This is a genomic window from Aminobacter sp. NyZ550 (assembly GCF_025628925.2).
In the GTDB taxonomy this organism is placed as follows: Bacteria; Pseudomonadota; Alphaproteobacteria; order Rhizobiales; family Rhizobiaceae; genus Aminobacter; species Aminobacter ciceronei.
Genome location: NZ_CP114190.1, coordinates 1,610,478 through 1,632,706, shown reverse-complemented (window position 1 = coordinate 1,632,706; position 22,229 = coordinate 1,610,478). Strand labels below are relative to the sequence as shown.

Annotated in this window: 22 protein-coding genes and 1 riboswitch; of the genes, 13 read left to right on the top strand and 9 right to left on the bottom strand. The window is 64.3% G+C overall.

Annotated features, from left to right (window positions below; all coding sequences use genetic code 11):
* Nucleotides 1–10 precede the first annotated feature (10 nt).
* The 4 genes from argH to N7E70_RS08145 all read left to right on the top strand — a co-directional run bounded on the left by argH (nucleotide 11) and on the right by N7E70_RS08145 (nucleotide 5,749).
* Entirely contained in the window at nucleotides 11–1,411 is a 1,401-nt protein-coding gene (argH, locus tag N7E70_RS08160) for an argininosuccinate lyase (RefSeq protein WP_067957685.1), read from the top strand.
* A 70-nt stretch (nucleotides 1,412–1,481) separates the two neighbouring features.
* Nucleotides 1,482–1,688 carry a lipoprotein gene (locus N7E70_RS08155; protein ID WP_154386139.1) on the top strand — a complete coding sequence of 69 codons (207 nt, stop codon included), beginning with the start codon at nucleotides 1,482–1,484 and terminating at the stop codon, nucleotides 1,686–1,688.
* A gap of 30 nt (nucleotides 1,689–1,718) precedes the next feature.
* On the top strand, nucleotides 1,719–2,987 hold the full coding sequence (gene lysA / locus N7E70_RS08150) for a diaminopimelate decarboxylase (protein WP_263006033.1): 1,269 nt from the start codon (nucleotides 1,719–1,721) through the stop codon (nucleotides 2,985–2,987).
* Nucleotides 2,988–3,163: 176 nt separating this feature from the next.
* Entirely contained in the window at nucleotides 3,164–5,749 is a 2,586-nt protein-coding gene (locus tag N7E70_RS08145; RefSeq protein WP_263006032.1) for a TIGR02302 family protein, read from the top strand.
* Between the two features lie 107 nt (nucleotides 5,750–5,856).
* On the opposite strand, the gene N7E70_RS08140 is transcribed toward N7E70_RS08145, so the two are convergent.
* Nucleotides 5,857–6,717: a LysR substrate-binding domain-containing protein gene (locus tag N7E70_RS08140; RefSeq protein WP_067966130.1), complete on the bottom strand. Its 861-nt coding sequence runs from the start codon at nucleotides 6,715–6,717 to the stop codon at nucleotides 5,857–5,859.
* 306 nt (nucleotides 6,718–7,023) lie between these two features.
* Between N7E70_RS08140 and N7E70_RS08135 the strand changes: the two genes are divergently transcribed.
* Nucleotides 7,024–7,968, top strand: coding sequence for a DMT family transporter (locus N7E70_RS08135; protein WP_067957671.1), 945 nt, complete (start codon nucleotides 7,024–7,026; stop codon nucleotides 7,966–7,968).
* Here N7E70_RS08135 and N7E70_RS08130 read toward each other — a convergent pair.
* The 3 genes from N7E70_RS08130 to N7E70_RS08120 all read right to left on the bottom strand — a co-directional run bounded on the left by N7E70_RS08130 (nucleotide 7,935) and on the right by N7E70_RS08120 (nucleotide 9,381).
* Entirely contained in the window at nucleotides 7,935–8,330 is a 396-nt protein-coding gene (locus N7E70_RS08130) for a response regulator (RefSeq protein ID WP_067957668.1), read from the bottom strand. The two genes, N7E70_RS08135 and N7E70_RS08130, sit on opposite strands and share 34 nt — an antisense overlap.
* A gap of 67 nt (nucleotides 8,331–8,397) precedes the next feature.
* Nucleotides 8,398–8,940: a hypoxanthine phosphoribosyltransferase gene (gene hpt, locus N7E70_RS08125; protein ID WP_067957665.1), complete on the bottom strand. Its 543-nt coding sequence runs from the start codon at nucleotides 8,938–8,940 to the stop codon at nucleotides 8,398–8,400.
* Nucleotides 8,941–8,949: 9 nt separating this feature from the next.
* Nucleotides 8,950–9,381: a hypothetical protein gene (locus N7E70_RS08120; protein WP_246765192.1), complete on the bottom strand. Its 432-nt coding sequence runs from the start codon at nucleotides 9,379–9,381 to the stop codon at nucleotides 8,950–8,952.
* 438 nt (nucleotides 9,382–9,819) lie between these two features.
* On the opposite strand from N7E70_RS08120, the gene ftsE reads away from it, so the two are divergent.
* From ftsE to N7E70_RS08095, 5 genes are all read left to right on the top strand, one after another.
* A complete protein-coding gene (gene ftsE / locus N7E70_RS08115; RefSeq protein WP_067957659.1) occupies nucleotides 9,820–10,479 on the top strand; it encodes a cell division ATP-binding protein FtsE in 660 nt (219 codons plus the stop codon).
* Entirely contained in the window at nucleotides 10,472–11,485 is a 1,014-nt protein-coding gene (locus tag N7E70_RS08110; protein WP_067957657.1) for a cell division protein FtsX, read from the top strand. The genes ftsE and N7E70_RS08110 overlap by 8 nt, the downstream gene beginning before the upstream one ends.
* A 173-nt stretch (nucleotides 11,486–11,658) precedes the next feature.
* Nucleotides 11,659–12,276: a YdcF family protein gene (locus N7E70_RS08105; RefSeq protein ID WP_246765191.1), complete on the top strand. Its 618-nt coding sequence runs from the start codon at nucleotides 11,659–11,661 to the stop codon at nucleotides 12,274–12,276.
* A gap of 105 nt (nucleotides 12,277–12,381) precedes the next feature.
* A complete protein-coding gene (locus tag N7E70_RS08100; RefSeq protein ID WP_263006031.1) occupies nucleotides 12,382–13,167 on the top strand; it encodes a lysophospholipid acyltransferase family protein in 786 nt (261 codons plus the stop codon).
* On the top strand, nucleotides 13,164–13,598 hold the full coding sequence (locus N7E70_RS08095; protein ID WP_263006030.1) for a hypothetical protein: 435 nt from the start codon (nucleotides 13,164–13,166) through the stop codon (nucleotides 13,596–13,598). Before N7E70_RS08100 ends, N7E70_RS08095 begins: the two co-directional genes overlap by 4 nt.
* On the opposite strand, the gene N7E70_RS08090 is transcribed toward N7E70_RS08095, so the two are convergent.
* Nucleotides 13,585–14,664 carry a bifunctional transcriptional activator/DNA repair enzyme AdaA gene (locus tag N7E70_RS08090; RefSeq protein ID WP_263006029.1) on the bottom strand — a complete coding sequence of 360 codons (1,080 nt, stop codon included), beginning with the start codon at nucleotides 14,662–14,664 and terminating at the stop codon, nucleotides 13,585–13,587. The two genes, N7E70_RS08095 and N7E70_RS08090, sit on opposite strands and share 14 nt — an antisense overlap.
* Nucleotides 14,665–14,737: 73 nt before the next feature.
* Nucleotides 14,738–15,256 (bottom strand): gamma-glutamylcyclotransferase, encoded by a 519-nt coding sequence (locus tag N7E70_RS08085; protein WP_067957643.1) that lies wholly within the window; start codon nucleotides 15,254–15,256, stop codon nucleotides 14,738–14,740.
* A gap of 56 nt (nucleotides 15,257–15,312) precedes the next feature.
* Here N7E70_RS08085 and N7E70_RS08080 point away from each other — a divergent pair, with 56 nt between their 5' ends.
* On the top strand, nucleotides 15,313–16,311 hold the full coding sequence (locus N7E70_RS08080; protein WP_263006028.1) for a DUF2125 domain-containing protein: 999 nt from the start codon (nucleotides 15,313–15,315) through the stop codon (nucleotides 16,309–16,311).
* A gap of 60 nt (nucleotides 16,312–16,371) precedes the next feature.
* On the opposite strand, the gene N7E70_RS08075 is transcribed toward N7E70_RS08080, so the two are convergent.
* Together N7E70_RS08075 and hisC are read right to left on the bottom strand one after the other, a co-directional pair.
* Nucleotides 16,372–17,307, bottom strand: coding sequence for a prephenate/arogenate dehydrogenase family protein (locus tag N7E70_RS08075; protein ID WP_154386125.1), 936 nt, complete (start codon nucleotides 17,305–17,307; stop codon nucleotides 16,372–16,374).
* 3 nt (nucleotides 17,308–17,310) lie between these two features.
* Nucleotides 17,311–18,423 carry a histidinol-phosphate transaminase gene (gene hisC, locus N7E70_RS08070; RefSeq protein ID WP_154386124.1) on the bottom strand — a complete coding sequence of 371 codons (1,113 nt, stop codon included), beginning with the start codon at nucleotides 18,421–18,423 and terminating at the stop codon, nucleotides 17,311–17,313.
* A 153-nt stretch (nucleotides 18,424–18,576) separates the two neighbouring features.
* Nucleotides 18,577–18,654, top strand: a riboswitch (SAM riboswitch).
* Nucleotides 18,655–18,703: 49 nt separating this feature from the next.
* On the opposite strand from hisC, the gene metA reads away from it, so the two are divergent.
* Nucleotides 18,704–19,627, top strand: coding sequence for a homoserine O-acetyltransferase MetA (gene metA, locus N7E70_RS08065; RefSeq protein WP_067957628.1), 924 nt, complete (start codon nucleotides 18,704–18,706; stop codon nucleotides 19,625–19,627).
* 42 nt (nucleotides 19,628–19,669) lie between these two features.
* On the opposite strand, the gene N7E70_RS08060 is transcribed toward metA, so the two are convergent.
* Entirely contained in the window at nucleotides 19,670–20,527 is an 858-nt protein-coding gene (locus tag N7E70_RS08060; protein WP_154386122.1) for a LysR family transcriptional regulator, read from the bottom strand.
* A gap of 152 nt (nucleotides 20,528–20,679) precedes the next feature.
* Between N7E70_RS08060 and N7E70_RS08055 the strand changes: the two genes are divergently transcribed.
* Nucleotides 20,680–22,206 (top strand): MFS transporter, encoded by a 1,527-nt coding sequence (locus tag N7E70_RS08055; protein WP_263006027.1) that lies wholly within the window; start codon nucleotides 20,680–20,682, stop codon nucleotides 22,204–22,206.
* Nucleotides 22,207–22,229: the final 23 nt, after the last annotated feature.

Genomic DNA, 22,229 nt, shown 5'->3' with positions numbered 1-22,229 from the left:
GGGTATCACGATGAGCGACAAGAAGGCCAGCAACCAGATGTGGGGCGGACGTTTTGCCTCGGGCCCGGCTGCGATCATGGAAGCGATCAACGCCTCGATCGGCTTCGACAAGAAGCTGTATGCCCAGGACATCCGAGGGTCCGTCGCCCACTCCGAGATGCTGGCGGAAACGGGCATTATTTCGGCTGGCGATCAACAGAAAATCGCTCACGGCCTGAACACGATCCTGCGAGAAATCGAGGACGGCAAGTTCGCCTTCTCGACCCGGCTCGAAGACATCCACATGAATGTCGAGTCGCGCCTTGCCGAACTGATCGGCGCCTCCGCCGGACGCCTGCACACTGCACGCTCGCGCAACGACCAGGTGGCCGTCGACTTCCGGCTCTGGGTCAAGGACGAGTTCCATCGCGTCGCCGAGGCACTGAAGGGGCTGATCGCCGCCTTCCTCGAACGTGCCGAGCAGCATGCCTCTACCGTGATGCCCGGCTTCACCCATCTTCAGACGGCGCAGCCGGTGACCTTCGGCCATCACTGCATGGCCTATGTCGAGATGTTCGCCCGTGACCTCAGCCGCGTGCGCGACGCCATCGAACGCATGAACGAGAGCCCGCTGGGTGCGGCAGCGCTTGCCGGCACCGGCTTCCCCATCGACCGCTTCAAGACTGCCAAGGCCCTCGGCTTCCGCGAACCGACGCGCAACTCGCTCGACAGCGTGTCGGACCGCGACTACGCGCTGGAGTTCCTGTCGATCGCTGCGATCTGCGCCACCCACATGTCGCGCCTCGCCGAAGAGATCGTCATCTGGTCGACGCCGCAATTCGGCTTCGTGCGCCTGTCGGATTCGTTCTCGACCGGCTCGTCGATCATGCCGCAGAAGAAGAACCCCGACGCCGCCGAGCTGGTGCGCGCCAAGACCGGCCGCGTCAACGGCCACCTGATCGGCCTCTTGACCGTCATGAAGGGCCTGCCGCTGACCTATTCCAAGGACATGCAGGAAGACAAGGAAGCGGTGTTCGACGCCGCCGAGACGCTCGACCTGATGCTGGCCGCGATGACCGGCATGGTCGGCGACATGACGATCAACGAGCAGGCGATGAAGAAGGCCGCCGGCTCGGGCTACTCGACCGCCACCGACCTAGCCGACTGGCTGGTGCGGACGCTGGGCATGCCATTCCGCGAGGCACACCACGTCACCGGCCGTGCCGTGGCGCTGGCCGAAAGCAAGAAGGTCGGGCTCGAAAAGCTGGCACTGGAAGACCTCAAGTCGATCCATGACGGCATCACCGACGACATCTTCTCCGTGCTGTCGGTGCAGAACTCGGTGAAGAGCCGCACGTCCTTCGGTGGAACAGCACCTGCAGAGGTCAAGAAGCAGGTTCGCTATTGGAAGAAACGGCTGGCAAAAGCGTGATCTAGCCGGGGTGCAAAGCCCAAGAATCTCCGCTACAAGCAGCGGGGAAATTTTCGCGGACGGATGGAACATGACCGCTGGCAGGATTCTGGTGACGCTCGGGCTGATTGCGGCGGTTGGCATGGCTTCCGCCTGCGGCCGCAAGGGCGACCTCGACACCCCCTATGAGGCTGCCGTGCAGGCGCAGAAGGATGCCCAGAAGGCCGGCCAGCCGGCGGGCCCGGCACCGGTAAAACCGGTCGAGGACAAGCCTTTCATCCTCGACCCGCTGCTCTGAGCCGCTGTTCATTTTCGAAAGCATGCTGCCGTGAACCATTTCGACTATCGTGACGGCGTCCTCCACGCCGAAGACGTGGCGCTGACCGATATCGCCGCTGCCGTCGGCACGCCGTTCTACTGCTACTCGACCGCGACGCTGACGCGTCATTTTCAGGTCTTCTCCAAGGCCTTCGCAGATCTCGATGCGCTGGTCTGCTATGCGCTCAAGGCCAACTCGAACCAGGCCGTGTTGAGGACGCTGGCAAAGCTCGGTGCTGGCGCCGACACGGTGTCGGAAGGCGAGATGCGGCGCGCGCTGGCCGCCGGCATCCCGGCCGGGAAGATCGTCTTTTCGGGCGTCGGCAAGACGGCGCGCGAAATGGACTTCGCGCTGCAGGCCGGCATCCTGTGCTTCAACGTCGAATCCGAGCCGGAGCTCGAGCTTCTGTCGGCACGCGCTGTTGCCAACGGCAGGACCGCACCAGTGTCGCTGCGCATCAACCCTGATGTCGACGCCAAGACGCACAAGAAGATCTCGACCGGGCTTGCCGAGAACAAGTTCGGCATCCCGCGTCAGCGGGCGCGCGAAGCCTATGCCCGCGCAGCAGCCCTGCCGGGCATCAAGGTCACCGGCATCGATATGCATATCGGCAGCCAGATCACCGAGCTGCAGCCTTTCGACGACGCCTTTGCGCTGATGGCCGAGCTGGTGGAAACGCTGAAGGCGGACGGCCATGAGATCGACCATGTCGACCTCGGCGGCGGCCTGGGCATTCCTTACAAGACCGACAACAACCCGCCGCCTTTGCCCGACGCCTATGCCCAGATCGTGCACAAGCGCGTCGGCAAGCTCGGCCTCAAGGTGATGTTCGAGCCGGGCCGGCTGATCGTCGGCAATGCCGGCATCCTGGTTTCGGAAGTCATCTTCGTGAAGGAAGGCGACGCCAAGAATTTCCTCATCGTCGATGCGGCGATGAACGACCTGATCAGGCCGACGCTTTACGATGCCTATCACGACATCCGCCCGGTGGTGCAGCCGGCAGCAAACGCGCCGCGCATGACCGTCGACATCGTCGGCCCCGTCTGCGAGACCGGCGACTACCTCGGCCTCGACCGCGACCTGCCCAGGCTGAAGGCCGGCGACCTGATTGCCGTCGGCACGGCCGGCGCTTATGGCGCGGTTCAGGCAGGCACCTACAACACGCGGCTGCTGGTGCCCGAAGTTCTGGTCGACGGCGACCGTTTCCATGTCGTCCGCCAGCGCCGGACCTATGAAGAGCTGATCGGCCTCGATTCCGTGCCCGACTGGCTCGCCTGACGGCGCACCAGATTGTCAGGGTGAGCAGGGAATTCTACGACGTTCCTTACGCCCGCCCCGGAAGTGCTGTGCGTTGAGCTTCACGATTACGTTGGTCGCCTCGCCTTCGCCGCGATTGATGGTATTCTCCCTGAGGCAGGGTGGCTGCATCCCGCGCCGCCCAAGCGGAAGGGCCGATGACGGAACCGACACGACCAGCGCTGCATCGTAGCATTGCCGCCGGCCTGGGCAGGACGCGCCTGGCCATCGCCACGGCGATGATCGTCGAGCGCGGCTGGCCGCTGGTGTTGCCGCTGATCGTTATTGCCAGCCTGTTCGTCAGTCTGTCCTGGCTCGGCCTGTTCCGGCTCCTGCCCGACATGGCGCGACTGGGGCTGGCCGTGACCTTCGTCGCAGCCGCGTTGGCCTCGCTCTATCCGCTGCGCTTTTTCCGCCTGCCGAGCTGGGCTGAGATCGACAGCCGTCTCGAACGCGCCAACCAGCTGCTGCACACGCCGGTGCAGGTCCAGACCGACAAGCCGTCGGGCAAGCCGGACAGTTTTGCCGACGCCTTGTGGCGCGAGCACCAGAAGCGCATGGCCGAACGGCTAGGCACGCTGGGCGGCGACCTGCCCCGGACGCAAGTACCCGAACGCGACCCATGGGCACTACGCGCCGCCGCTGCCCTGTTGTTCGTTTGCGCCTTCGCATTTTCCTTCGGCCCGACCGGCGGCCGGCTGGGCGACGCCTTCCGGGCGCATGCGGCGCACGACACTGTGCCGCCGCGCATCGACGCCTGGGTGACGCCGCCGACATATACCGGCAAGGCACCGATCTTCCTGACCGCCGATGCAAGCAGGGACGTTCCTGTCATCAACGTGCCCGAGGGCAGCGAACTGTCGCTACGCGTCACCGGCGGCTCGGGCGACGAAACGCTCGCCTTCACCGATGCCGCAGGCACAGTGCGCGACATCGTACCCAATGGCGTCAACACCGACGCAGCAACGCCTGTCGCGACAGGCCCGGTTGCCACGGTCAGGCAGTTTGCCGAAAAGCTCACCGCCCAGGGTAAGCTCACGCTGAAATCCGGCGACGACGAGCTCGACAGCTGGGCCTTCACCGTCATTCCCGACAGCGCGCCGAAAATCAGCTTCGTCGGTGAGCCCAAACGCGCCGTCAACGGCACGCTGGAACTGACCTACAATATCGAGGACGACTATGGCGCGGCCTCGGCCAAGGCCGACTTCGCCCTTGCCGACGCGCAGCCGGTGGATGCACGCCCGCTCTATGGCCCGCCCGAAATGCCGCTTTCCCTGCCCCGCCGTGGTGCGACCAAGAAGCCGGTGAAGGCGACGCGCGACCTGACAGAGCATGTCTGGGCTGGTGCTTCGGTGAAGCTCACCTTGCATGTTAGCGACGATGCCGGCCAGGAAGCCAAGAGCGAAACCAAGACGATCATCCTGCCGGAAAAACCGTTCACCAACCCGCTCGCCCGGGCGGTGATCGAACAGCGGCGCCTGCTGGCGCTCGACGCCAACGCCAAGCGGCGCGTGCTTGATCTGATGGACGCGATCACACTGCGTCCCGAGGACACGATCGACAATCTCTCGCACTACCTGGCGCTGATGAGCGCCCGCTCGCGGCTCAAGATGGCCAGCTCTGACGACCAACTGCGCGAGGTGGTCACCTATCTCTGGCAGGTGGCGCTCGGCATCGAGGACGGCGACCTGTCGGCGGCGGAAAAGCGCCTGCGCCAGGCCCAGCAGGCCTTGCAGGACGCGCTCGAACGCGGCGCCAGCGACGAAGAAATCGACAAGCTGATGGCCGAGCTGCGCGAGGCGATGAACGACTTCCTGCGCGAGTTCGCCGAACGCAACCAGCAGAACAGGACCGCGCAGGACCAGACGCCGGCCCAGGAGTTGCGCCAGAGCGACCTGCAGCGCATGCTCGACCAGATCGAGAACCTCGCCAAGTCGGGCAACCGCGACCAGGCGCGCGAGTTGCTGTCGCAGTTGCAGGACATGATGAACAACCTGCAGGCCGGCAAACGGCAGCAGGGTCAGCAGGGCCAGCAGAATTCCGAGATGCGCCAGCAGATGGACAAGCTCGGCGAGATCATGCGGCGCCAGCAGGAGATGATGAACGAGACCTTCCGCATGGACCAGATGCAGCGCGGCCAAGGCGAGCAGAGCGATCCCTTCGGCGAGAACGGCGAGCCGGGCCAGCAGCAGCAACAGGGCGAGCAAGGCCAGCAAAACAAAGGCCAGCAGGGCCGGCCGATGACGCCGCAGGAATTTGCCGACGCGATGAAGCAGATGCAGCAGGGCCAAGGGCAGCTGGAAAAGGACCTCGAAGCGCTGATGAAGGGGCTCGAGGGCCTCGGCATCAAGCCGGGCGAAGGTTTTGGCGACGCCGGGGAATCGATGAACCAGGCCGAGGGTTCACTCGGCAAGGGCGAAAGCGAACGCGCCGTCGGCCACCAGGGCCGCGCGCTGGAAGCGCTGCGCAAGGGCGCCCAGGACATGATGCAGCAGATGCAGGCCATGCAGGGCGACCAGGGCGGCAGCGGCGAAGGCGGCCGCCAGCAGAATGCCGACCGCGACCCGCTCGGCCGGCCCCGCGCCACCACCGGTCCCGACTTCGGCGACTCGACCAAGGTGCCCGACGAGATCGACGTGCAGCGCGCCCGCCAGATACTCGACGCCATACGCAAGCGCCTGGGCAATGCGCTCAGCCCCGAACTGGAGCGGAGTTATCTCGAACGCTTGCTGGAGCTGCGGTAGCCGGGAGCTCACTACGTTTGTTCCCCCTGTACCGACGCACTCCGCCCATTGGTCTCCTGACAGCCTTTTGTCAGGAAGCATGGCAGGATACGGCTTGTTCCCAGCGATCAGCGCCGCTGATGGAAAGCCTCGCGGATGGCGTCGGCCATGGCGTCGACGGCTTCGCTGTTGGCGCGCGGATTGCGATGCATGACGACCCTGGTCGTGTCGATCGCCCCGAAGCCTTCGGCCTCCGTCAGCTCGCGGCAATCCGGTGGAATGTTGCTGCGGGCCATCGGCGCCAGCGCCAGTCCGGCGGTGACGGCAAGGGAGAGGCCGTTGGTGGTATCGCTGGTGTAGGCGAAACGGTAATCGATGCCGCGCTGCTCGAGTGAGCGAAGCGCATACTCCCGCGACCAGCCGTGGCGGGTGTACATGGCAACCGGCAGCGGCCGCTCCAGATGCAGCTGGTGGTGAATGGAGGTCACCCAGACCGTCGGGTCATTCATCAGGACTTCGGCGCCCGATGGAAATTGCCACTCGAAGACCACGGCAAGATCAAGTTCGCCGGCCGCGAGCGAAGCCAGTTGGGAGACCGAATAGCCGAACCGCACCGTCACCTCCACCTTCGAATGGCGCTTGGCAAAGGCACCCAGGGCACGCGACAGAACAGGCTGGCCATATTCCTCGGGGATGCCAATGCGGACCGGTCCGCCAAGCGGCGCCGCGCGCATCGACGACGCCGTTTCATCGAGCAGGGCAACGATGCGGCGCGCATTTCCGACGAGTTCGGTGCCGCGTTCGGTCAGGGCGACGCCGCGCGCGCCGCGCGTGAACAGCACCTCGCCGACGACCTCCTCGAGGCGCTTGATCTGCATGCTGACCGCGGACTGGGTGCGCCCGACACCTTCGGCCGCGCGGGTGAAATTGCCGCTCTCGGCAACCGCGAGGAAGGTGCGCAGCAGGTCGCTGTCGAGGCGTGCGGTCATGAAAACGTTTTCAGCCATAAGAAATTCTAATGGCTGCCATCATTCCAATTCGTTTGCATCGTGTCAAACGGCGGGGAATAGTCCCGCTACCCATTGGAAGGTGGTCGCAAGAGATGCGGCTGCGGACTGGTAATACCGTCCTCACTTTCACCCGCCGCAATCTTGCCGGCGGGTATTTTTTTGGGGCAGCTGTGCGCCAGTCGCTGTCGCCGCTGGCCCAACAGGAGGCGCCGACAAGCGCTCTCGTTCCGCCCGATCTCAAGGTACAAATATCGGGACGACCTCTTAGCCAGGCACTCCTGCACCATGCACAACAGAACGCTTCTCGGCATCCTCTGCCTTTGCCTGGGCGTGCTGGTGTTTTCGATCCAGGACGCGCTGATCAAGGCCGTGGCCGGCACCTATCCGGTCAGCGAAGCGCTGCTGATCCGCGCCGTGGTGGCGTTGCCGATCCTGCTCCTGCTGGTGCATCGCGATGTCGGGCTTCCGGCACTCGCCTCGCCCAACTGGCGCTTCCTCGCAACGCGCTCGATGATCCTGTTCGTGTCTTACTGCGCCTACTACCTGGCGATACCGGCGCTGCCGATCGCCGATGCGGCGGCGCTCTTCTTCCTGACGCCATTGCTGATCATGACCATGGCCGGTCCCTATCTCGGCGAACGGGTGCCGTGGCAGAGCCTTGCCGCCGGCACGGTCGGGCTTTTCGGTGTGGTCATCATGGTCAATCCCGGCGCCGGCATCTTCGAATGGGCGGCCTTGCTGTCGCTCGCCTCGGCGTTTCTCTACAGCTTCTCGCAGCTGATGGCGCGCAAGGTCGGCGTGACGGAAAGTGCGACGACAATGGCCTTCTACCAGAACGCCGCCTATCTCTTCGGCGCCGTGCTGATCACCACGATCTTCTCGGCCGCCGGCTTCCAGCAGACAGGCCATCCCAGCCTCGATTTTTTGATGCGGCCATGGATCTGGCCGAGCCTGCGCGACTTCCTGATGATGGGCGCCTGCGGCATCATTGCCGCTGTCGGCATGGTGCTGCTTGGCCAAGCCTATCGGCTGACGCCCGCCAACAAGGCGGCGACTTTCGAATACACCGGGCTGTTGTGGGCACCGCTGTGGGGCTACCTGTTATTCGCCGAGGTGCCCGGAACCGGCACGGTGATCGGCGCGCTGCTGATCGTCGGCGCCGGTATATTCGCGCTGAATGTCGGGACGCGGACGCCTCAGGCGGCGCCGGCGAGCGCCACTGCCGACTGAGCAGCCAGCGCCCGCGAAACGCGGTCACGAATGTCGTTGAGCGTGAACGGCTTCTGCACCACATCGATGATGATGGCGTCGAGTTCCTCTGCGCGCTCGCGCTGGTCGGCATAGCCGGTCATCAGCAGGATCGGCAGCCCGGGATAGGCGCGTGCTGCATTCTGCGCCATCTCGATGCCGTCCATCTCCGGCATGCGGATGTCGGAGACGATCAGGTCGTACCCGCCGCGCTCTGCGTGAATGGAGTCGAGCCCTTCGGCGCCATCGCAAGCGACGTCGACCTTGTGGCCGGCGCGTTCGAGCGCGCGGGCTGCGAGAGTGCGGACGGACTCATCGTCCTCAACGATCAGAAGTTTTGCCATGGCGGCGATATTTGCCGCGACTGGTTGACGATTCCTGAATGCCGCAAAATTTGTGATTAGCGGCTGATCAGTCTTCGCCCTTGACCACTCCGACGAAGGGCAGCTCGCGGAAGGCGTGCGCCACATCCATGCCATAGCCGACGACGAAATAGTCGGGGCAGTCGAAACCGACATAATCGGCATTGAGGTCGGTCTTGCGGCGCATGCGCTTGTCGAGCAGCACAGCGATCGAGCAGCTCTTGGCGCCGCGCGACATCATCAGCTCGCGGGTGAACTTCAGCGTCTTGCCCGATTCGAGAATGTCGTCGATCAGCAGGACGTCGCGGCCGGCAACCTCGTTGTCGATGTCACGCAGCACGCGGACCTCGCCGCTCGTGGTGCCGGCACCATAGCTTGAAATGAAGATGAACTCGACCTCCGGCGACAGGCCGACGTCGTGCATGGCGCGGATCAGGTCGGCGGCGAAGATGAACGAGCCCTTCAGCACCGAGATGACCAGAAGGTCAGTGTAGTCGTGCGCCGCGATATCCTTGGCGAGTTCGAGATTGCGCCGTGCGATCGCCGAGGCGGAGAACAGCACTTCGATTTCCTTGTCGCGCACAACAGGCATGACAGCATCCTATTCCGAGAAAGCGACCGTGACGGTCTTTACCCCGTTCATAGGCACGTCGAGCCGGCTCGAAAAGTCCCATCTTGCGCCGGCTGCCACCGGAACCGTGCCTGTCCCCAGCCTGTAACGCAGGACTTTGCCGTCATCGCCGGTGACGGCGATGACGATCGGCGGCAGCGATGCCGCCCTGTTTCCGTCGTTGAAAGCGGTGCCGTCGACGAGCAGAAGCGGCTTGCGGCCGGAGCTGTCGATGCGCGAAACGACGTCGGCGAGGCGCAGCTTCGGCGCCTGCCATGACAGCGGAAACGCCGCAGCATGCAGCACCTGGTGTCCGCCGGCGACCCAAAACGCCATTGCCACCAAGGAGATACCGGAGAGCCAGAAGATCGGCCCGCCGCGCGTCGGCCGGGCGTCCAGCCGCGAATGCGCTGGCCTGAGCATCTCCATTCCGCCCCGATTGGCTGACTGAGTGGCGAGGACAGGCTGGACGGCGGATGATTCGTTTCGGCGATCGGCGCGAGCCACGACTTCGAAATCGGCGTCGACAATGTCCAAGGCAGGCGCGCGCTGGGGTTGGGCGGATGTGTCGCGGCCGTCATCGGTCATGATTTCGCCGGAAACCGGGCGTGCTTTCCGCTGCTCAGCCATCAGACCCCTTAGACATTCTGCCGAGAGGGGGTAAACGGAAATGGTTAATGCTTCGCCACCGAGGTGCTTCGGCGCCCCATTCCGGACGGAAATTAACCGTCTCTTAACCATGCGGACCCATGGTCGTTTCGTAGAAACGGGCAGCCAGGGTCCCGATGAATCTCCGTGGATTCGCAAGTTCCCAGGGTTTCGTAAGTTCCCAATGTTTCGCAAGTTCAAGGTCTGCAGCACGTGATCCGCTTCGAGAATGTCGGCCTCAGATACGGGATGGGACCGGAGATCCTGCGTGACATCTCCTTCCACATCCCCGAGCGCTCGTTCCAGTTCCTGAGCGGGCCGTCGGGCGCGGGCAAGACCACCCTGCTGCGGCTGCTGTTTTTGTCGCTCAAGCCGACGCGTGGCCTGATCAGCGTCTTCGGCAAGGACCGTTCGCGCATCTCGCGCACCGAGCTGCCGCTGATGCGCCGGCGTATTGGCGTGGTGTTCCAGGATTTCCGCCTGCTCGACCACATGACCACCTACGAGAATGTGGCGTTGCCGCTGCGCGTGCGCGGGCGCGAAGAGGCAAGCTACCGCACCGACGTCACCGAACTGCTCAAATGGGTCGGCCTCGGCGAGCGCATGCATGTGCTGCCGCCGGTGCTTTCGGGCGGCGAAAAGCAGCGCGCCGCGATCGCCCGCGCGCTGATCGAGCAGCCCGAGATCCTGCTGGCCGACGAGCCAACCGGCAATGTCGACCCGCCACTGGCGCGGCGCCTGCTCAGGCTGTTCATCGAGCTCAACCGGCTTGGCACCGCGGTGGTGATCGCAACCCACGATCTCGGCCTGATGGACCAGGTCGATGCTCGGCGCATGATTCTCGCCGGCGGAAGGCTCGACATCTATGACTGAGGCCCAAGCCGACAGCAGCACACACGGCGAGGAATTCGAGGACGAATTCGAGGATGCGCCGCTCCAGCAGCCGGCGCCAAGGCTGCAGCGCAAGACCGCCCCCATCGTGCCGTCACAGAACATCGCCGGCCGCGCGCTGGTGCTGGTCATCGCCATCATGACGTTCTTGTCGTGCCTGACGCTGGGTGCGGTCACGCTGGTGCGCGACACCGCCTCGGTGTGGGAAAACCAGATCGCCCGCGAGGCGACGATCCAGATCAAGCCCGCCGAAGGGCTGGACATGGAGGCGGCACTGGAGACGGCCGCACGCATCGCCGGCGAATTCGCCGGCGTCAGCGGCACCAAGATCGTCGATCGCGCCGCTACCGCGCGGCTGCTCGAACCGTGGCTCGGCTCGGGATTGAACATCGACGAGTTGCCGGTGCCGCGGCTGGTGATCGTCACCATCGACCAGAGCAGCCCGCCCGATTTCGGCGCGATGCGCCAGGCGATCAGCCCCAAGGTGCCAACCGCCACGCTCGACGATCACCGCACCTGGGTCGACCGGCTGGTGGCGATGGCGCGCACGACGGTCACCATCGGCACCGGCGTGCTGGTGCTGATGCTGGCAGCGACTGTGCTGTCTGTGGTGTTTGCGACGCGTGGCGCCATGGCCGGCAACGGCCACATCATCGAGGTGCTGCATTTCGTCGGCGCCGAGGCCAATTTCATAGCCAGCGAGTTCCGCCGTCACTTCCTGCTCACCGGCATGACGGGTGCGGCCGCCGGTGGCGTTGCCGCTGTGGTGGTCTTCATCATCTTTTCGTGGTGGTCGTCGCTCAATCTCGCGACGCCGGAAGCCGACCAGGCAACCGCCCTGTTCGGCAACTTCGCCATCGGCCTGAACGGTTATCTCGGCGTCGCCGTGATCGTCGCTGTCATTGGCGCATTGACTGCCGCGACATCACATTTCACCGTCGTCAGCTATCTCGGCGACATCGACGTGCAGCATCCGGAAAGGATGTGATCACCGATGATGTCACTTTGTTGCAGAATGTGCTTAGATAGGCGCTGCAAAAGCCGCAATCCCTGCTTAACCATGGCTTCGTGATGGGTCAGAACGCGCTCGCCGCATCGGGGACGGTTTCCGGATCGAAAACCTACCCGGCCGGGCTCAAGCCGCGCCGGAGAAGTGTTTTTTTGCGCCGCATTTTGTTCATCCTCGTCGCAGCAGCCTTCATCTTCACCGGTGGCTTCGCGCTGTTTGCAACCCATGTCAGTCGACTTACCACGCCGGCCAACCCTGCAAAGGCCGACGCCATCATCGTTTTGACCGGCGGCCAGTCGCGGCTGGATGCGGCACTTGACCTGCTCAAGGCCGGCAAAGGCGAACGCCTGCTGATCAGCGGCGTCCATCCCTCGGCGACGCGCCGGCAACTGCAGCTGGCGACTCGCAGCGACAAGTCGCTGTTCAACCGTGTCGACATCGACCGCGCCGCGCTCGACACCATCGGTAATGCCGAGGAAAGCGCCAAATGGGTCGAAAGCCACGACTACGCCCGTGTCATCCTCGTCACCAACAACTACCACATGCCGCGCAGCATGCTGGAAATGGGCAGGCTTTTGCGCAAGGCCAGCCTGGAGCCCTACCCGGTCGTCAACTCCAAGCTTGGCGAAGGCCGCTGGCTGACCAAGCCCGAAGCGTTCCGCGTGCTGTTCACCGAATACAACAAGTACCTGCTGGCGCTGGCGCGCGGCATCGTGCCGGTCAAGCCGACCTCGGACGGCATGGTCGTGGTGCAGGCCGCCGCCGAATAGGCACTCTGCCACGCAAAAGCTCATTCCAAGGCGAAGCGGCGTTTTCCTTTTTGGACGGCTTGGTGTAACCAACGGCGAAATCCCGTCCTCAGGCGCCCCTCACCAATGCTCCATATCCGCTCGCTGGCATTCAACTTCGTCTTCTATGTCAGCCTGATCGCCCAGATGATCTTCTGGACGCCCTACTATTTCCTGTCGCCGCGCCACCGGGCCTGGCTGGTGCCCAAATTCTGGGCGCGTTCGAGCCTGTGGCTGCAGGAAAAGATCGCGGGAACGAAAAGCGAGGTGACGGGGCTCGAGAACCTGCCCGCAGGTTCGTTCATCCTGGCGCCCAAGCACCAGTCGTTCTGGGACGCCATCGCCTTTTTCCCCTATCTGCGCGACCCGCTCTACATCCTCAAGCGCGAGCTGATGTGGATCCCGTTCTTCGGCTGGTACATCGCCAAGATGAAGATGATCCCTGTCAACCGCGGCAAGCGCTCGGCAGCGCTGAAAGCGGTGGTGGTGGCGACCCGCCGGGAAATGCAGAACGACCGCCAGCTGATCATCTATCCCGAAGGGACACGCCGCGCGCCCGGCGACGAGCCGGCCTATAAGTGGGGCATCGCCGAACTTTATGCGGCGCTCAACATGCCCGTCGTGCCGGTCGCCCATGTCGCCGGCCTGTATTGGCCGCGCCGCAAATTTCTGCGTTTCCCCGGCACCATCAAGGCGCGCTTCCTGAAGCCGATCCCGGCTGGCCTGTCGCGCGAGGAGTTCATGCAACGCCTGATCTCGGAGACCGAGGCCGCCTGCGACGCGTTCCTGATCGAAGCAGCAACCTCGAAGAACCCGCCCCCCATGCCGCCCACGGCGGCGAAGCGGCTGAAGGAACTGGGCGTAAACACGTGACACTGTTCCCGACCGGCCGCCGAACATTCTTCCTGCAAGAAATCGGGGAGCCGGAGGCGAACGTCCTTCGCGTTGTCGTGGCAGAGGCAAGTGCCCAGGAGAACGCAACAACAGTTCCCGGGACAGACTTCATAGCCCGACCAGTCATACAGGTAACCAACGAACAGTCCTGGCAACTGACGTGGGATTCCTACATTGCCTATGCGGTTCGCAACGAGAGCTATTGGCAGTCGGATAATCGGCCAGATTGTGATGATCGCCTGCTAGTGCGATCGCAATCGGCCTTCCTTGATTTCGTCGGGGCGTCGACCTTCGCATCCGACGACTTCCCGGGAAAATACTCGCACTGGGAGCTTATTTGCGCGGATCACGTCATCGATGTGGTTTCGACTTCTGATCCGTACATAGAAAGACGGCTTACTCGCGCGTGACCAGCCTGGTTAGCCCGGCCGCAATGCGCCGCTCGTGTTCGAGCAGCCAGCGCTTGCGCCAGAGGCCACCGCCATAGCCCGTCAGGTCGCCGCTGGCGCCGACCACCCTGTGGCACGGGATGACGATGGCGATCGGGTTGGCGCCGTTGGCGCGGCCGACCGCACGTATGGCTGCGGGGTTGCCGATCTCGCCGGCGAGGCCGGAATAAGTCACCGAGACGCCCGCAGCAATGCGGCGCAAGCCGTCCCAGACCTGACGTTCAAAGGACGTGCCCTGCGGTGCCAGCCGAGTTGCGAACTCTGCAGACGTGCCAGCGAAATAGGCGGAGAGTTCCGCCTCGATCTGATCGATCGGTGCGGCCCTGCCGAAGGCGATGGCCGAGCCGGTGACCGCCTGTAGCTTGCGCACCTCTGTCGCCAGCGCCTTTCGCTCGAGGAATTCGAGGATGTGCAGGGCATGCTGGTCCGCAATCGCGATCATCGGGCCGATGGGCGTCTCGATCCAGTCGGCCTTGAGCATGGTCTTGCCGCGCAGCTTGGCCGGCGCCTCGCCGAGCAGCCGGGTGACAGCCGCGCGAAATCCGCTGCCGGAATCGAAACCCGCCTCGACCTGGGCGTCGACGACGCTGTCACCTGACGTCAGCCTCTCCGCCGCTTGCCCCAACCGGCGCAGCCGCGCCATTTCGAGAAAGCTCATGCCGAAACGACGCTTGAAGGCGCGGCGCACTGTCGAGGCATCGAGGCCCATGGCGACGATATCGGCCTCCAGCCAGCGCCGCTCCGGCTCGCGTTCGAGTGCTTCGAGCAGCGCTGCGACCAGTGGCTCAGCTTCGCCCGAGCCCATCATCGGCCGGCAGCGCAAGCAGGGCCTGAAGCCGGCATGCAGGCATTCGGCGGTGGTGTCGAAGAATTGCACGTTCTCGCGCTTGGGCTTGCGCGCGGAGCAGGTCAGCCGGCAGAAGATGCCGGTCGTCCTGACGCAGACATAGGCAAAACCGTCATAGCCTGCATCGCGGGCGATCAGGGCATCATAAAGCGTGTCGTCATCGGGGCGTTGGAACAGCATGGCTGATCCTTAGCGCGTCTCCGCTCGGCGCGCCGCCGAAAAACGGGCGTTGATTTTGCCTCCTGACACAGAACTATTTGCCGACCAGACGTGCCACATCTTCGAGCCAATGGTCGCGAATGCCGAGCGCCCTGAGATGCTCGACGGTGCTGAGCACATAATCCTCGTTGCGGCCCGACTGGCCGACGGCTCCGGTGACGATTTCGGCCGCGTGCGCCGCGTCGAGATTGCCGGCATACTGATGATGCTTGCGGTCGGCGATGTAGCACACCGCCTCCGCCTTTCCGCCGCCATCGAACTGGATGGTCAGCTGGCGTTCGAGATAGACGCTGGTGACGAGCTCGCGGTCCCTGAGATAGGCAACCACCTCGTCGCGCAGGTCGCCCGGCACGCGGAAGGCGAGGCCGACGCAGGAGCCGCCACGGTCGAGGCCGAGCACCAGGCCCGGCCGCTGCTCGGTGCCACGATGGACCCAGGAGCGGATGCAGAGCGAACGACGAAACCCCATCAACCGGGCACGGCGCGTCTCGACATGCGCGAAACCTGGCCGCCACATCAGCGAACCGTAGCCAAAAACCCAAAAATCGCCCATATCGCCAGCCTGTTGGTGATCGCGGTGAACAGAACCGCGTTAGCGAGAGCCCGAGCATGCCGTCAAGTCAGGAACCAAGAGCAAACTACAGCCGCCGCTTCATGTGGCTCGGGCTTTTCATCGTGCTTCTGTTCGGCGGCTACAGCGCCGGATGGTTCTGGTTCGCCGGCAAGGCCGAAAGCGAGGTGCGCAAGGCGATCGCCGGCGTCAACCGCGATGGCGTGTCGCTCGAATGCGCCAACCCCGAGATCAAGGGCTTCCCGTTCCGCATCGGCCTGTTCTGCGACCGGCTGGACTACGAGGATGCGGGGCGCAGGATTTCGGCCAGCGCCGGCAGTTTCCGCACCGCCGCCCAGGTCTATCAACCTATGCACTCGGTGCTGGAGATCGACGGCCCGCTCAGGATCGCCGCGCCCGACCTGCCTCAGTTGCAATTCAACTGGGATTTGCTGCATGCCAGCGCACGTATCGCCAAGCCGTTGCCCGAACGTATCTCGGTCGAAACGCTCAAGCTTTCCGGCCAGGCAGCGTTTATCGACGGCGTCGCCAAGCCGCTGTTCACCGCCGAGCAGACGCAGACGCATCTGCGCCCGAACGGCGCCAACATCGATCTCGCCGGTACCTTCACCGGCTTGCAGATCGACCCGCAGGCGATCGGCGGACGCACGCTGCCCAAGCTCGACGGCAGTGCCGACACCTCGCTCAACAATGGCGTTGCCCTTGTGGAAAGCAGGCAGCCGGCGCTGCGCGGCCAGTCGGGCAGCATTCGCTCGCTGACGCTGACGTCGGGCGGTACGACCGGCGTCGCACTCAGTGGCCCATGGTCGGTCGGCGACGATGGACTGATCGATGCAGATCTCAAGGTGACGATCCAGAACCCGCGCGAGCTGTCGCGCATCCTGTCTCAGGTCATTCCGGAGCAGGCCAAGCAGTTCGAGACCGCCTTCACCGGCCTCGCTTTGCTCGGCGACGCGCCGACCCTGCCGCTCAAGATCGTCAAGGGCAAGGCGACTTTGGGCTTCATTCCGCTCGGCATGGTACCGGCGGTAGATTAGGGGAGTAAGGCAGTAGGGGAGTAGGGGGACGATCCCCTGTTCCCCTGTTCCCCTATTCCCCTAACCCTTCGCCGGATGCTCGATGGCCTCGCGGCCGAAGTTCGGCACGTCGACTTCCTGGCCGGCGTCGATGATCGAGCGGCGGATGGCGCGGGTGCGGGTGAACATCTCGAACAGCTTGTCGCCGTCGCCCCAGCGGATAGCCCGCTGCAGCGACGCCAGGTCTTCCGAGAAGCGCGCCAGCATTTCCAGGATCGCGTCCTTGTTGTGCAGGCAGACGTCGCGCCACATCGTCGGGTCCGACGCCGCCAGACGGGTGAAGTCGCGGAAACCGGAAGCCGAATACTTGATGACTTCCGACTTGGTCACCGACTCTAGGTCGTCGGCCGTGCCGACGATGTTGTAGGCGATGATGTGCGGCAGGTGCGAGACGATGGCGAGCGTCATATCGTGATGTTCGGGATCCATCGTATCGATGTTGGAGCCGCAGCGGCGCCAGAACTCCGACAGCTTCTCCAGCGCCACCGGATCGGTATCAGGCAGCGGCGTGAAGATGCACCAGCGGTTCTCGAACAGTTCGGCAAAGCCGGCGTCGGGACCCGACTTCTCGGTACCGGCCAGCGGGTGGCCAGGGATGAAATGCACGCCCGCGGGTACATGCGGGGCCATCTGCGCGATGACGGAGGCCTTGGTGGAGCCGACGTCGGTGAGGATGGCACCCGGCTTCAGCGCCGATGCGATGTCGACAGCCACGGCGCCGGACGAGCCGACCGGCACCGAGACGATGACGAGGTCGGCATCCTTGACGGCTGCCTTGGCGTCGGTCGAGTAGCTGTCGCCGAGGCCGAGTTCCTCGGCGCGGGCGAGCGTGGGTGCGCTGCGGGTGGTGATCGCAATGTGACGGGCGAGCCCTTCACGGCGGATGACGCGGGCCAGCGACGAGCCGATCAGGCCGATGCCGACGAGGGCGATCTTTTCAAAGAGAGGATCTGACATGGTTCAACTTTTCAGGAATTCGGTGAGTGCGGCGACGACGCCGCGATTGGCTTCTTCGGTGCCGATGGTCATGCGCAGCGCATTGGGGAAACCGTAGCCGGTGACCCTGCGCAGGATATAGCCGCGCGCCGTGAGATAATCGTCGGCGGCAGCGGCCGAGTGCTTGCCGTCATCGGGGAAGTGCACCAGCAGAAAGTTGCCGACCGAAGGCGTGACGCGCAGGCCGAGCTTTTCGAACTCGGCGACCAGCCATTCCGCCCATTTGGCGTTGTGCGCCACCGTGCGCTCGACATGGCCGCGGTCTTCCATCGCCGCCACGCCGGCTTCGATCGCCGCCGCATTGACGTTGAAGGGACCGCGCATGCGCTCCAGCACGTCGATGATGTGCGACGGCGCATAGATCCAGCCGATGCGCATGCCGCCAAGGCCGTGGATCTTGGAGAAGGTCCGCGTCATGACGACGTTCTCGTTGGCCGCGACCAGCTCGACGCCCGATTCATAGTCGTTGCGGCGGACATATTCGGCATAGGCGGCATCGAGCACGAGCAGCACGTTCTTGGGCAGTGCCGCGTGCAGGCGGCGCACCTCCTCGAACGGCAGGTAGGTGCCGGTCGGGTTGTTGGGGTTGGCGAGGAAGACGATCCTGGTCTTCGGCGTCACCGCCGCGATGATGTTGTCAACGCTGGCCTTCTCGGCATCCTCCTTGGCAACGACCGGCGTGGCACCGGCTGCCTGGGTGTAGATCTTGTAAACCATGAAGCCGTGCTCGGTGTAGACGGCCTCGTCGCCCGGCGAGAGATAGCTCTGGGACAACAGGCCCAGCACTTCGTCGGAGCCATTGGTGCACAGGATGTTGGCAGGATTCAGCCCATGGGTCGCCGCGATCGCCTGCCTCAGGCGTGACGCCGACCCATCGGGATAATACTCCATCTTATGCGATAGCCTTTGGACGGCCTCGATCGCATGGGGCGAGGCGCCGAGCGGATTTTCGTTCGACGACAGCTTATGGACCTTGGCGACGCCTGCCGGAGCGGAGCTCTTGCCGGGGACATAGGCTGCGATGTCCATGATGCCGGCGCGGGGTTCGGGGCGAATCTGCTCGGGTGCCTTGGTCATTTCGAAATATCCTGGATTGGCGCCTCCGGCCGGAGGCCGCAGCGGAAATACCGCCCGGTGCACGCAATGTCGAGGAAAACCGGCGGAACCGGGCGGTCTGGCCGGACGAATGGGTCGCGGTTGACGCAATCCCCGACCGGGCGTAATAGCAGGGCATAGACCCGTGGTGATTTGGCCGGTCGGCTTGCAGCCACGTTAAACAAGTCGCTAAAGGGCCGTTTGCGATCCGTAAACCGGCTTTGCGACAGCAATGCCGGTTTTGTTTTTTGGAGTTCGCACAGTGCCGATCAAGATCCCGGATCAACTCCCCGCCCGCCAAGTGCTGGAAAAAGAGGGCGTGTCCATCATGGATGAGCAGACAGCTCTCCGCCAGGACATCCGTCCGCTGCAGATCGGCCTGCTCAACCTGATGCCCAACAAGGTCAGGACCGAAACGCAGATCGCGCGCCTGATCGGCGCCAGCCCGCTGCAGGTCGAACTGACGCTGGTGCGCATCGGCACCCACAAGGCCAAGAACACCTCAGAAGATCACCTCATCGCCTTCTATCAGACCTGGGAAGAGGTCAAGGATCGCAAGTTCGACGGCTTCATCATCACCGGTGCGCCGGTGGAACTGCTGCCTTTCGAGGACGTGACCTACTGGGACGAACTCAAGCAGATCATGGACTGGACGACGACCAACGTGCACTCGCCGTTCTTCATCTGCTGGGGCGCGATGGCGGCCGCCTGGCATTTTCACCGCGTTCCCAAGCACACGCTGGAGCACAAGGCGTTCGGCGTCTACCGCCACAACAACAACGCGCCTGCCTCGCCCTATCTCGCCGGCTTCTCCGACGATTTCGCCATACCGGTGTCGCGCTGGACCGAGGTCCGTGCCTCGGACATCCCCGAAGACTCCGGCCTGGAGCTTTTGATGGAATCGGAAGAGACCGGCCCGAGCCTGCTGGCCGAAGAAGCCGGCAACCGGCTCTACATGTTCAACCACATCGAATACGACTCGACCTCACTCAAGGAAGAGTATGACCGCGACGTGGCCGCCGGCGTGACGATTGCCGTGCCGCACGAATATTACCCCGACGACGACCCGCAGCGCCGGCCGCTGAATCGCTGGCGCTCGCACGCCCATCTTTTGTTCGGCAACTGGATCAACCGCGTCTACCAGACCACCGAGTACGATCTGGAAAACATCGGCAAGGGTCGCTAGCACCACAAGACCGCGTCCGGAACCCGGGCGCGGTCCTTTGCCCTACCCCGCCTTTGCCCGGTGCTCGTGGAAGGCGCAGGCGAGGATGCGCAGGGCTTCGCGCGAGCGGCGGTCGGTGAGCGACGAGTGCAGCACGATTTCGGTTGCCGGCACATCGGGCAGACCGAACTTGCGGCTGACTTCGACGGTTCCGGGCGGCGCGAGACGGCTGGGAAAGACCGCCGTCGCCAGCCCGGCCGACACTGCCGCCGTCACCAGCGACGAGCCGCCGCCGACGAACACCTCGACCCAGGGAATGCCGGCATCGTCGAGCGTGCGTATCGCCAGATCGCGCACGCCGCACAGCCGCGACAGCGTCGCCAGCCGGATCGGCTCGCCAAGACGATGATCGAATTCGGGCGTCGCAAACCAGCCGAAATGCTCCGGTCCCAGCACCTCGCCGTCGCGGCGGTCATCCTCGCGCCGGACAATCGCCGCATCGAGCTCGCCACGGTCGAAGGCGTCGAGCAGCAAGGTCGAATTGTCGACCTGGACCTCGATGGTCAGGGCCGGGTCGTGCTGGCTGAGGCGGGCCAGCAGCGTCGTCACCTCCGGTCCGGCGACATGGCCGGCAATGCCGAGCGTGAAGCGCCGCGCCGAACATGACAGGCCGGCAACCGCTTTGTCATGCGCGGCTAGGAAGCTGCGTGCCGATTCGATGAACAGCGCGCCGTCGGCCGACAGCCTGACGCGGCGCGGAGTACGTTCGATCAGCTTGCGGCCGACACGCTCCTCCAGCCGCTTGAGCTTGACGCTTACCGCCGCCTGGGTCGAGCCCATGGCGTCGGCTGCACGGGTGAAACTCTGCAGGTCCGCCACCATGACGAAGTTGCGGACGGCCTCCGCGTCGAGCCACAGCATGTCATCTATCCCGATTTGTTATCACTGATATAGGATTGCATAGCATTTATGCATGCTCAAGCTTGGCATATCTCGGATGTTTCCAGATAACCAGCGGCGACCGGACTTCCTCCCCCGACGCCGCCAGCCGGAGACATGGGATGAAGCGGACGATGAGAGACAGTCTGGCGCTGGGGGCGATCTGCCTGTCGGCGCTGATGTTTGGTCTTGAGATAGCGAGCGTACCGGTGATTCTGCCGACGCTCGAACATGTGCTGCATGCCGACTTCAAGGACATGCAGTGGATCATGAACGCCTACACCATCGCCTGTACGACGGTACTGATGGCAACAGGAACGCTGGCCGACCGCTACGGCCGCCGGCTCGTTTTTGCGCTTACGGTTGCCGCTTTCGGCGTGACCTCCTTGATGTGCGGCCTCGCCCCCAACACCACCGTGCTGATCGTCAGCCGCTTCCTGCAGGGCATGGCCGGCGGCGCCATGTTCATCTGCTCGATCGCCATTTTGTCGCACCAGTTCCAGGACGCCAGGGCGCGCAGCAGCGCCTTTGCCGTCTGGGGCGTCATATCAGGCATCGGCCTTGGCTTTGGCCCCATCATCGGTGGCGTGATCGTCGCCCTGTCGACCTGGCAGTGGGTCTTCCTCGTGCACGCTCCACTGGCATTGCTGTGCCTGGTGCTGACCTTCGGCAGCGTCAAGGAATCGCGTGACCCGCAGGCGACGAGGCTGGACCTGCCCGGCATCGTCATCCTGAGTGCTGCTGTCTTCGGCCTGACCTACTACATCACCCAAGGCGCTGATCTCGGCTTCCTCAGCCCGACGGCTCTCGCTATCGCCGCGGCGACGCTGATCGGCCTGATCGCCTTCGTCGCGGTCGAGCGGCGGCATTCGCACCCGATGTTCGACTTCTCGGTGTTCCGGATCCGCGACTTCTCCGGCGCCATCGTCGGCTGCGTCGGCATGAACTTCAGCTATTGGCCGTTCATGGTCTACCTGCCGATCTATTTCACCGCAGGCCTCGGCTATGACAGCACCGAAACGGGACTCGCCGTGCTCGCCTATACGGTGCCGTTCCTGGTGATGTCGCCGGTGGCGCAGTATCTGCTCTTGCGCACCAGCCCACGCACCGTCATTCCGCTCGGCCTGTTCACCATTGGCCTCGGCTTCATCGCCATGTGGCTGGGCAGCCCTGTCGAAGGGGCGAGCGGCCTGACGGTGCTGCCCGGGGCGCTGATTGCCGGCATCGGCCTCGGCCTGACGACGACGCCGGCCACCAACATGACCACGGGTTCGGTGCCGGCCAGCCGCGCCGGCATGGCCTCGGGCATCGATGCCAGCGCCAGGCTGATCGCGCTTGCCATCAACATCGCCGTCATGGGCTTCGTTCTCGTCGAGGGCATCCTTGCAGGACTTAGGGGGGCGCTGCCCGAGGGCGCCGATGCCGGCCAGCTCCGCTCGCTGGCCGAGCGCATCGCCGCCGGTGGCGTAACCGACGGCGCACAAGGCGCCCTCGATGTGCCGGCCGACGCGGTCCATGCCGCGCTGGTCAACGGATTCCACTGGGTGATGCTCTATGGCGGCCTCGGCGTATGGGTGCTGGCGGCACTCAGCTTCGTGCTGTTCGGTGCCGGAAAGTCGTCGGCCAAGCCTTGCTCGGATGCGCAGACGCACGCGATCTGAGCGCACCGCTGCAGGCCTGCTCC

Bases quoted from the DNA above. Each gene is read 5' to 3' on its own strand.
- argH (WP_067957685.1), top strand. From the start codon at position 11: ATGAGCGACAAGAAGGCCAGCAACCAGATGTGGGGCGGACGTTTTGCC.
- N7E70_RS08155 (WP_154386139.1), top strand. From the start codon at position 1,482: ATGACCGCTGGCAGGATTCTGGTGACGCTCGGGCTGATTGCGGCGGTT.
- N7E70_RS08145 (WP_263006032.1), top strand. From the start codon at position 3,164: ATGACGGAACCGACACGACCAGCGCTGCATCGTAGCATTGCCGCCGGC.
- N7E70_RS08140 (WP_067966130.1), bottom strand. From the start codon at position 6,717: ATGACCGCACGCCTCGACAGCGACCTGCTGCGCACCTTCCTCGCGGTT.
- N7E70_RS08135 (WP_067957671.1), top strand. From the start codon at position 7,024: ATGCACAACAGAACGCTTCTCGGCATCCTCTGCCTTTGCCTGGGCGTG.
- N7E70_RS08130 (WP_067957668.1), bottom strand. From the start codon at position 8,330: ATGGCAAAACTTCTGATCGTTGAGGACGATGAGTCCGTCCGCACTCTC.
- hpt (WP_067957665.1), bottom strand. From the start codon at position 8,940: ATGCCTGTTGTGCGCGACAAGGAAATCGAAGTGCTGTTCTCCGCCTCG.
- N7E70_RS08120 (WP_246765192.1), bottom strand. From the start codon at position 9,381: ATGCTCAGGCCAGCGCATTCGCGGCTGGACGCCCGGCCGACGCGCGGC.
- N7E70_RS08110 (WP_067957657.1), top strand. From the start codon at position 10,472: ATGACTGAGGCCCAAGCCGACAGCAGCACACACGGCGAGGAATTCGAG.
- N7E70_RS08100 (WP_263006031.1), top strand. From the start codon at position 12,382: ATGCTCCATATCCGCTCGCTGGCATTCAACTTCGTCTTCTATGTCAGC.
- N7E70_RS08090 (WP_263006029.1), bottom strand. From the start codon at position 14,664: ATGCTGTTCCAACGCCCCGATGACGACACGCTTTATGATGCCCTGATC.
- N7E70_RS08085 (WP_067957643.1), bottom strand. From the start codon at position 15,256: ATGGGCGATTTTTGGGTTTTTGGCTACGGTTCGCTGATGTGGCGGCCA.
- N7E70_RS08080 (WP_263006028.1), top strand. From the start codon at position 15,313: ATGCCGTCAAGTCAGGAACCAAGAGCAAACTACAGCCGCCGCTTCATG.
- N7E70_RS08075 (WP_154386125.1), bottom strand. From the start codon at position 17,307: ATGTCAGATCCTCTCTTTGAAAAGATCGCCCTCGTCGGCATCGGCCTG.
- hisC (WP_154386124.1), bottom strand. From the start codon at position 18,423: ATGACCAAGGCACCCGAGCAGATTCGCCCCGAACCCCGCGCCGGCATC.
- N7E70_RS08060 (WP_154386122.1), bottom strand. From the start codon at position 20,527: ATGCTGTGGCTCGACGCGGAGGCCGTCCGCAACTTCGTCATGGTGGCG.
- N7E70_RS08055 (WP_263006027.1), top strand. From the start codon at position 20,680: ATGAGAGACAGTCTGGCGCTGGGGGCGATCTGCCTGTCGGCGCTGATG.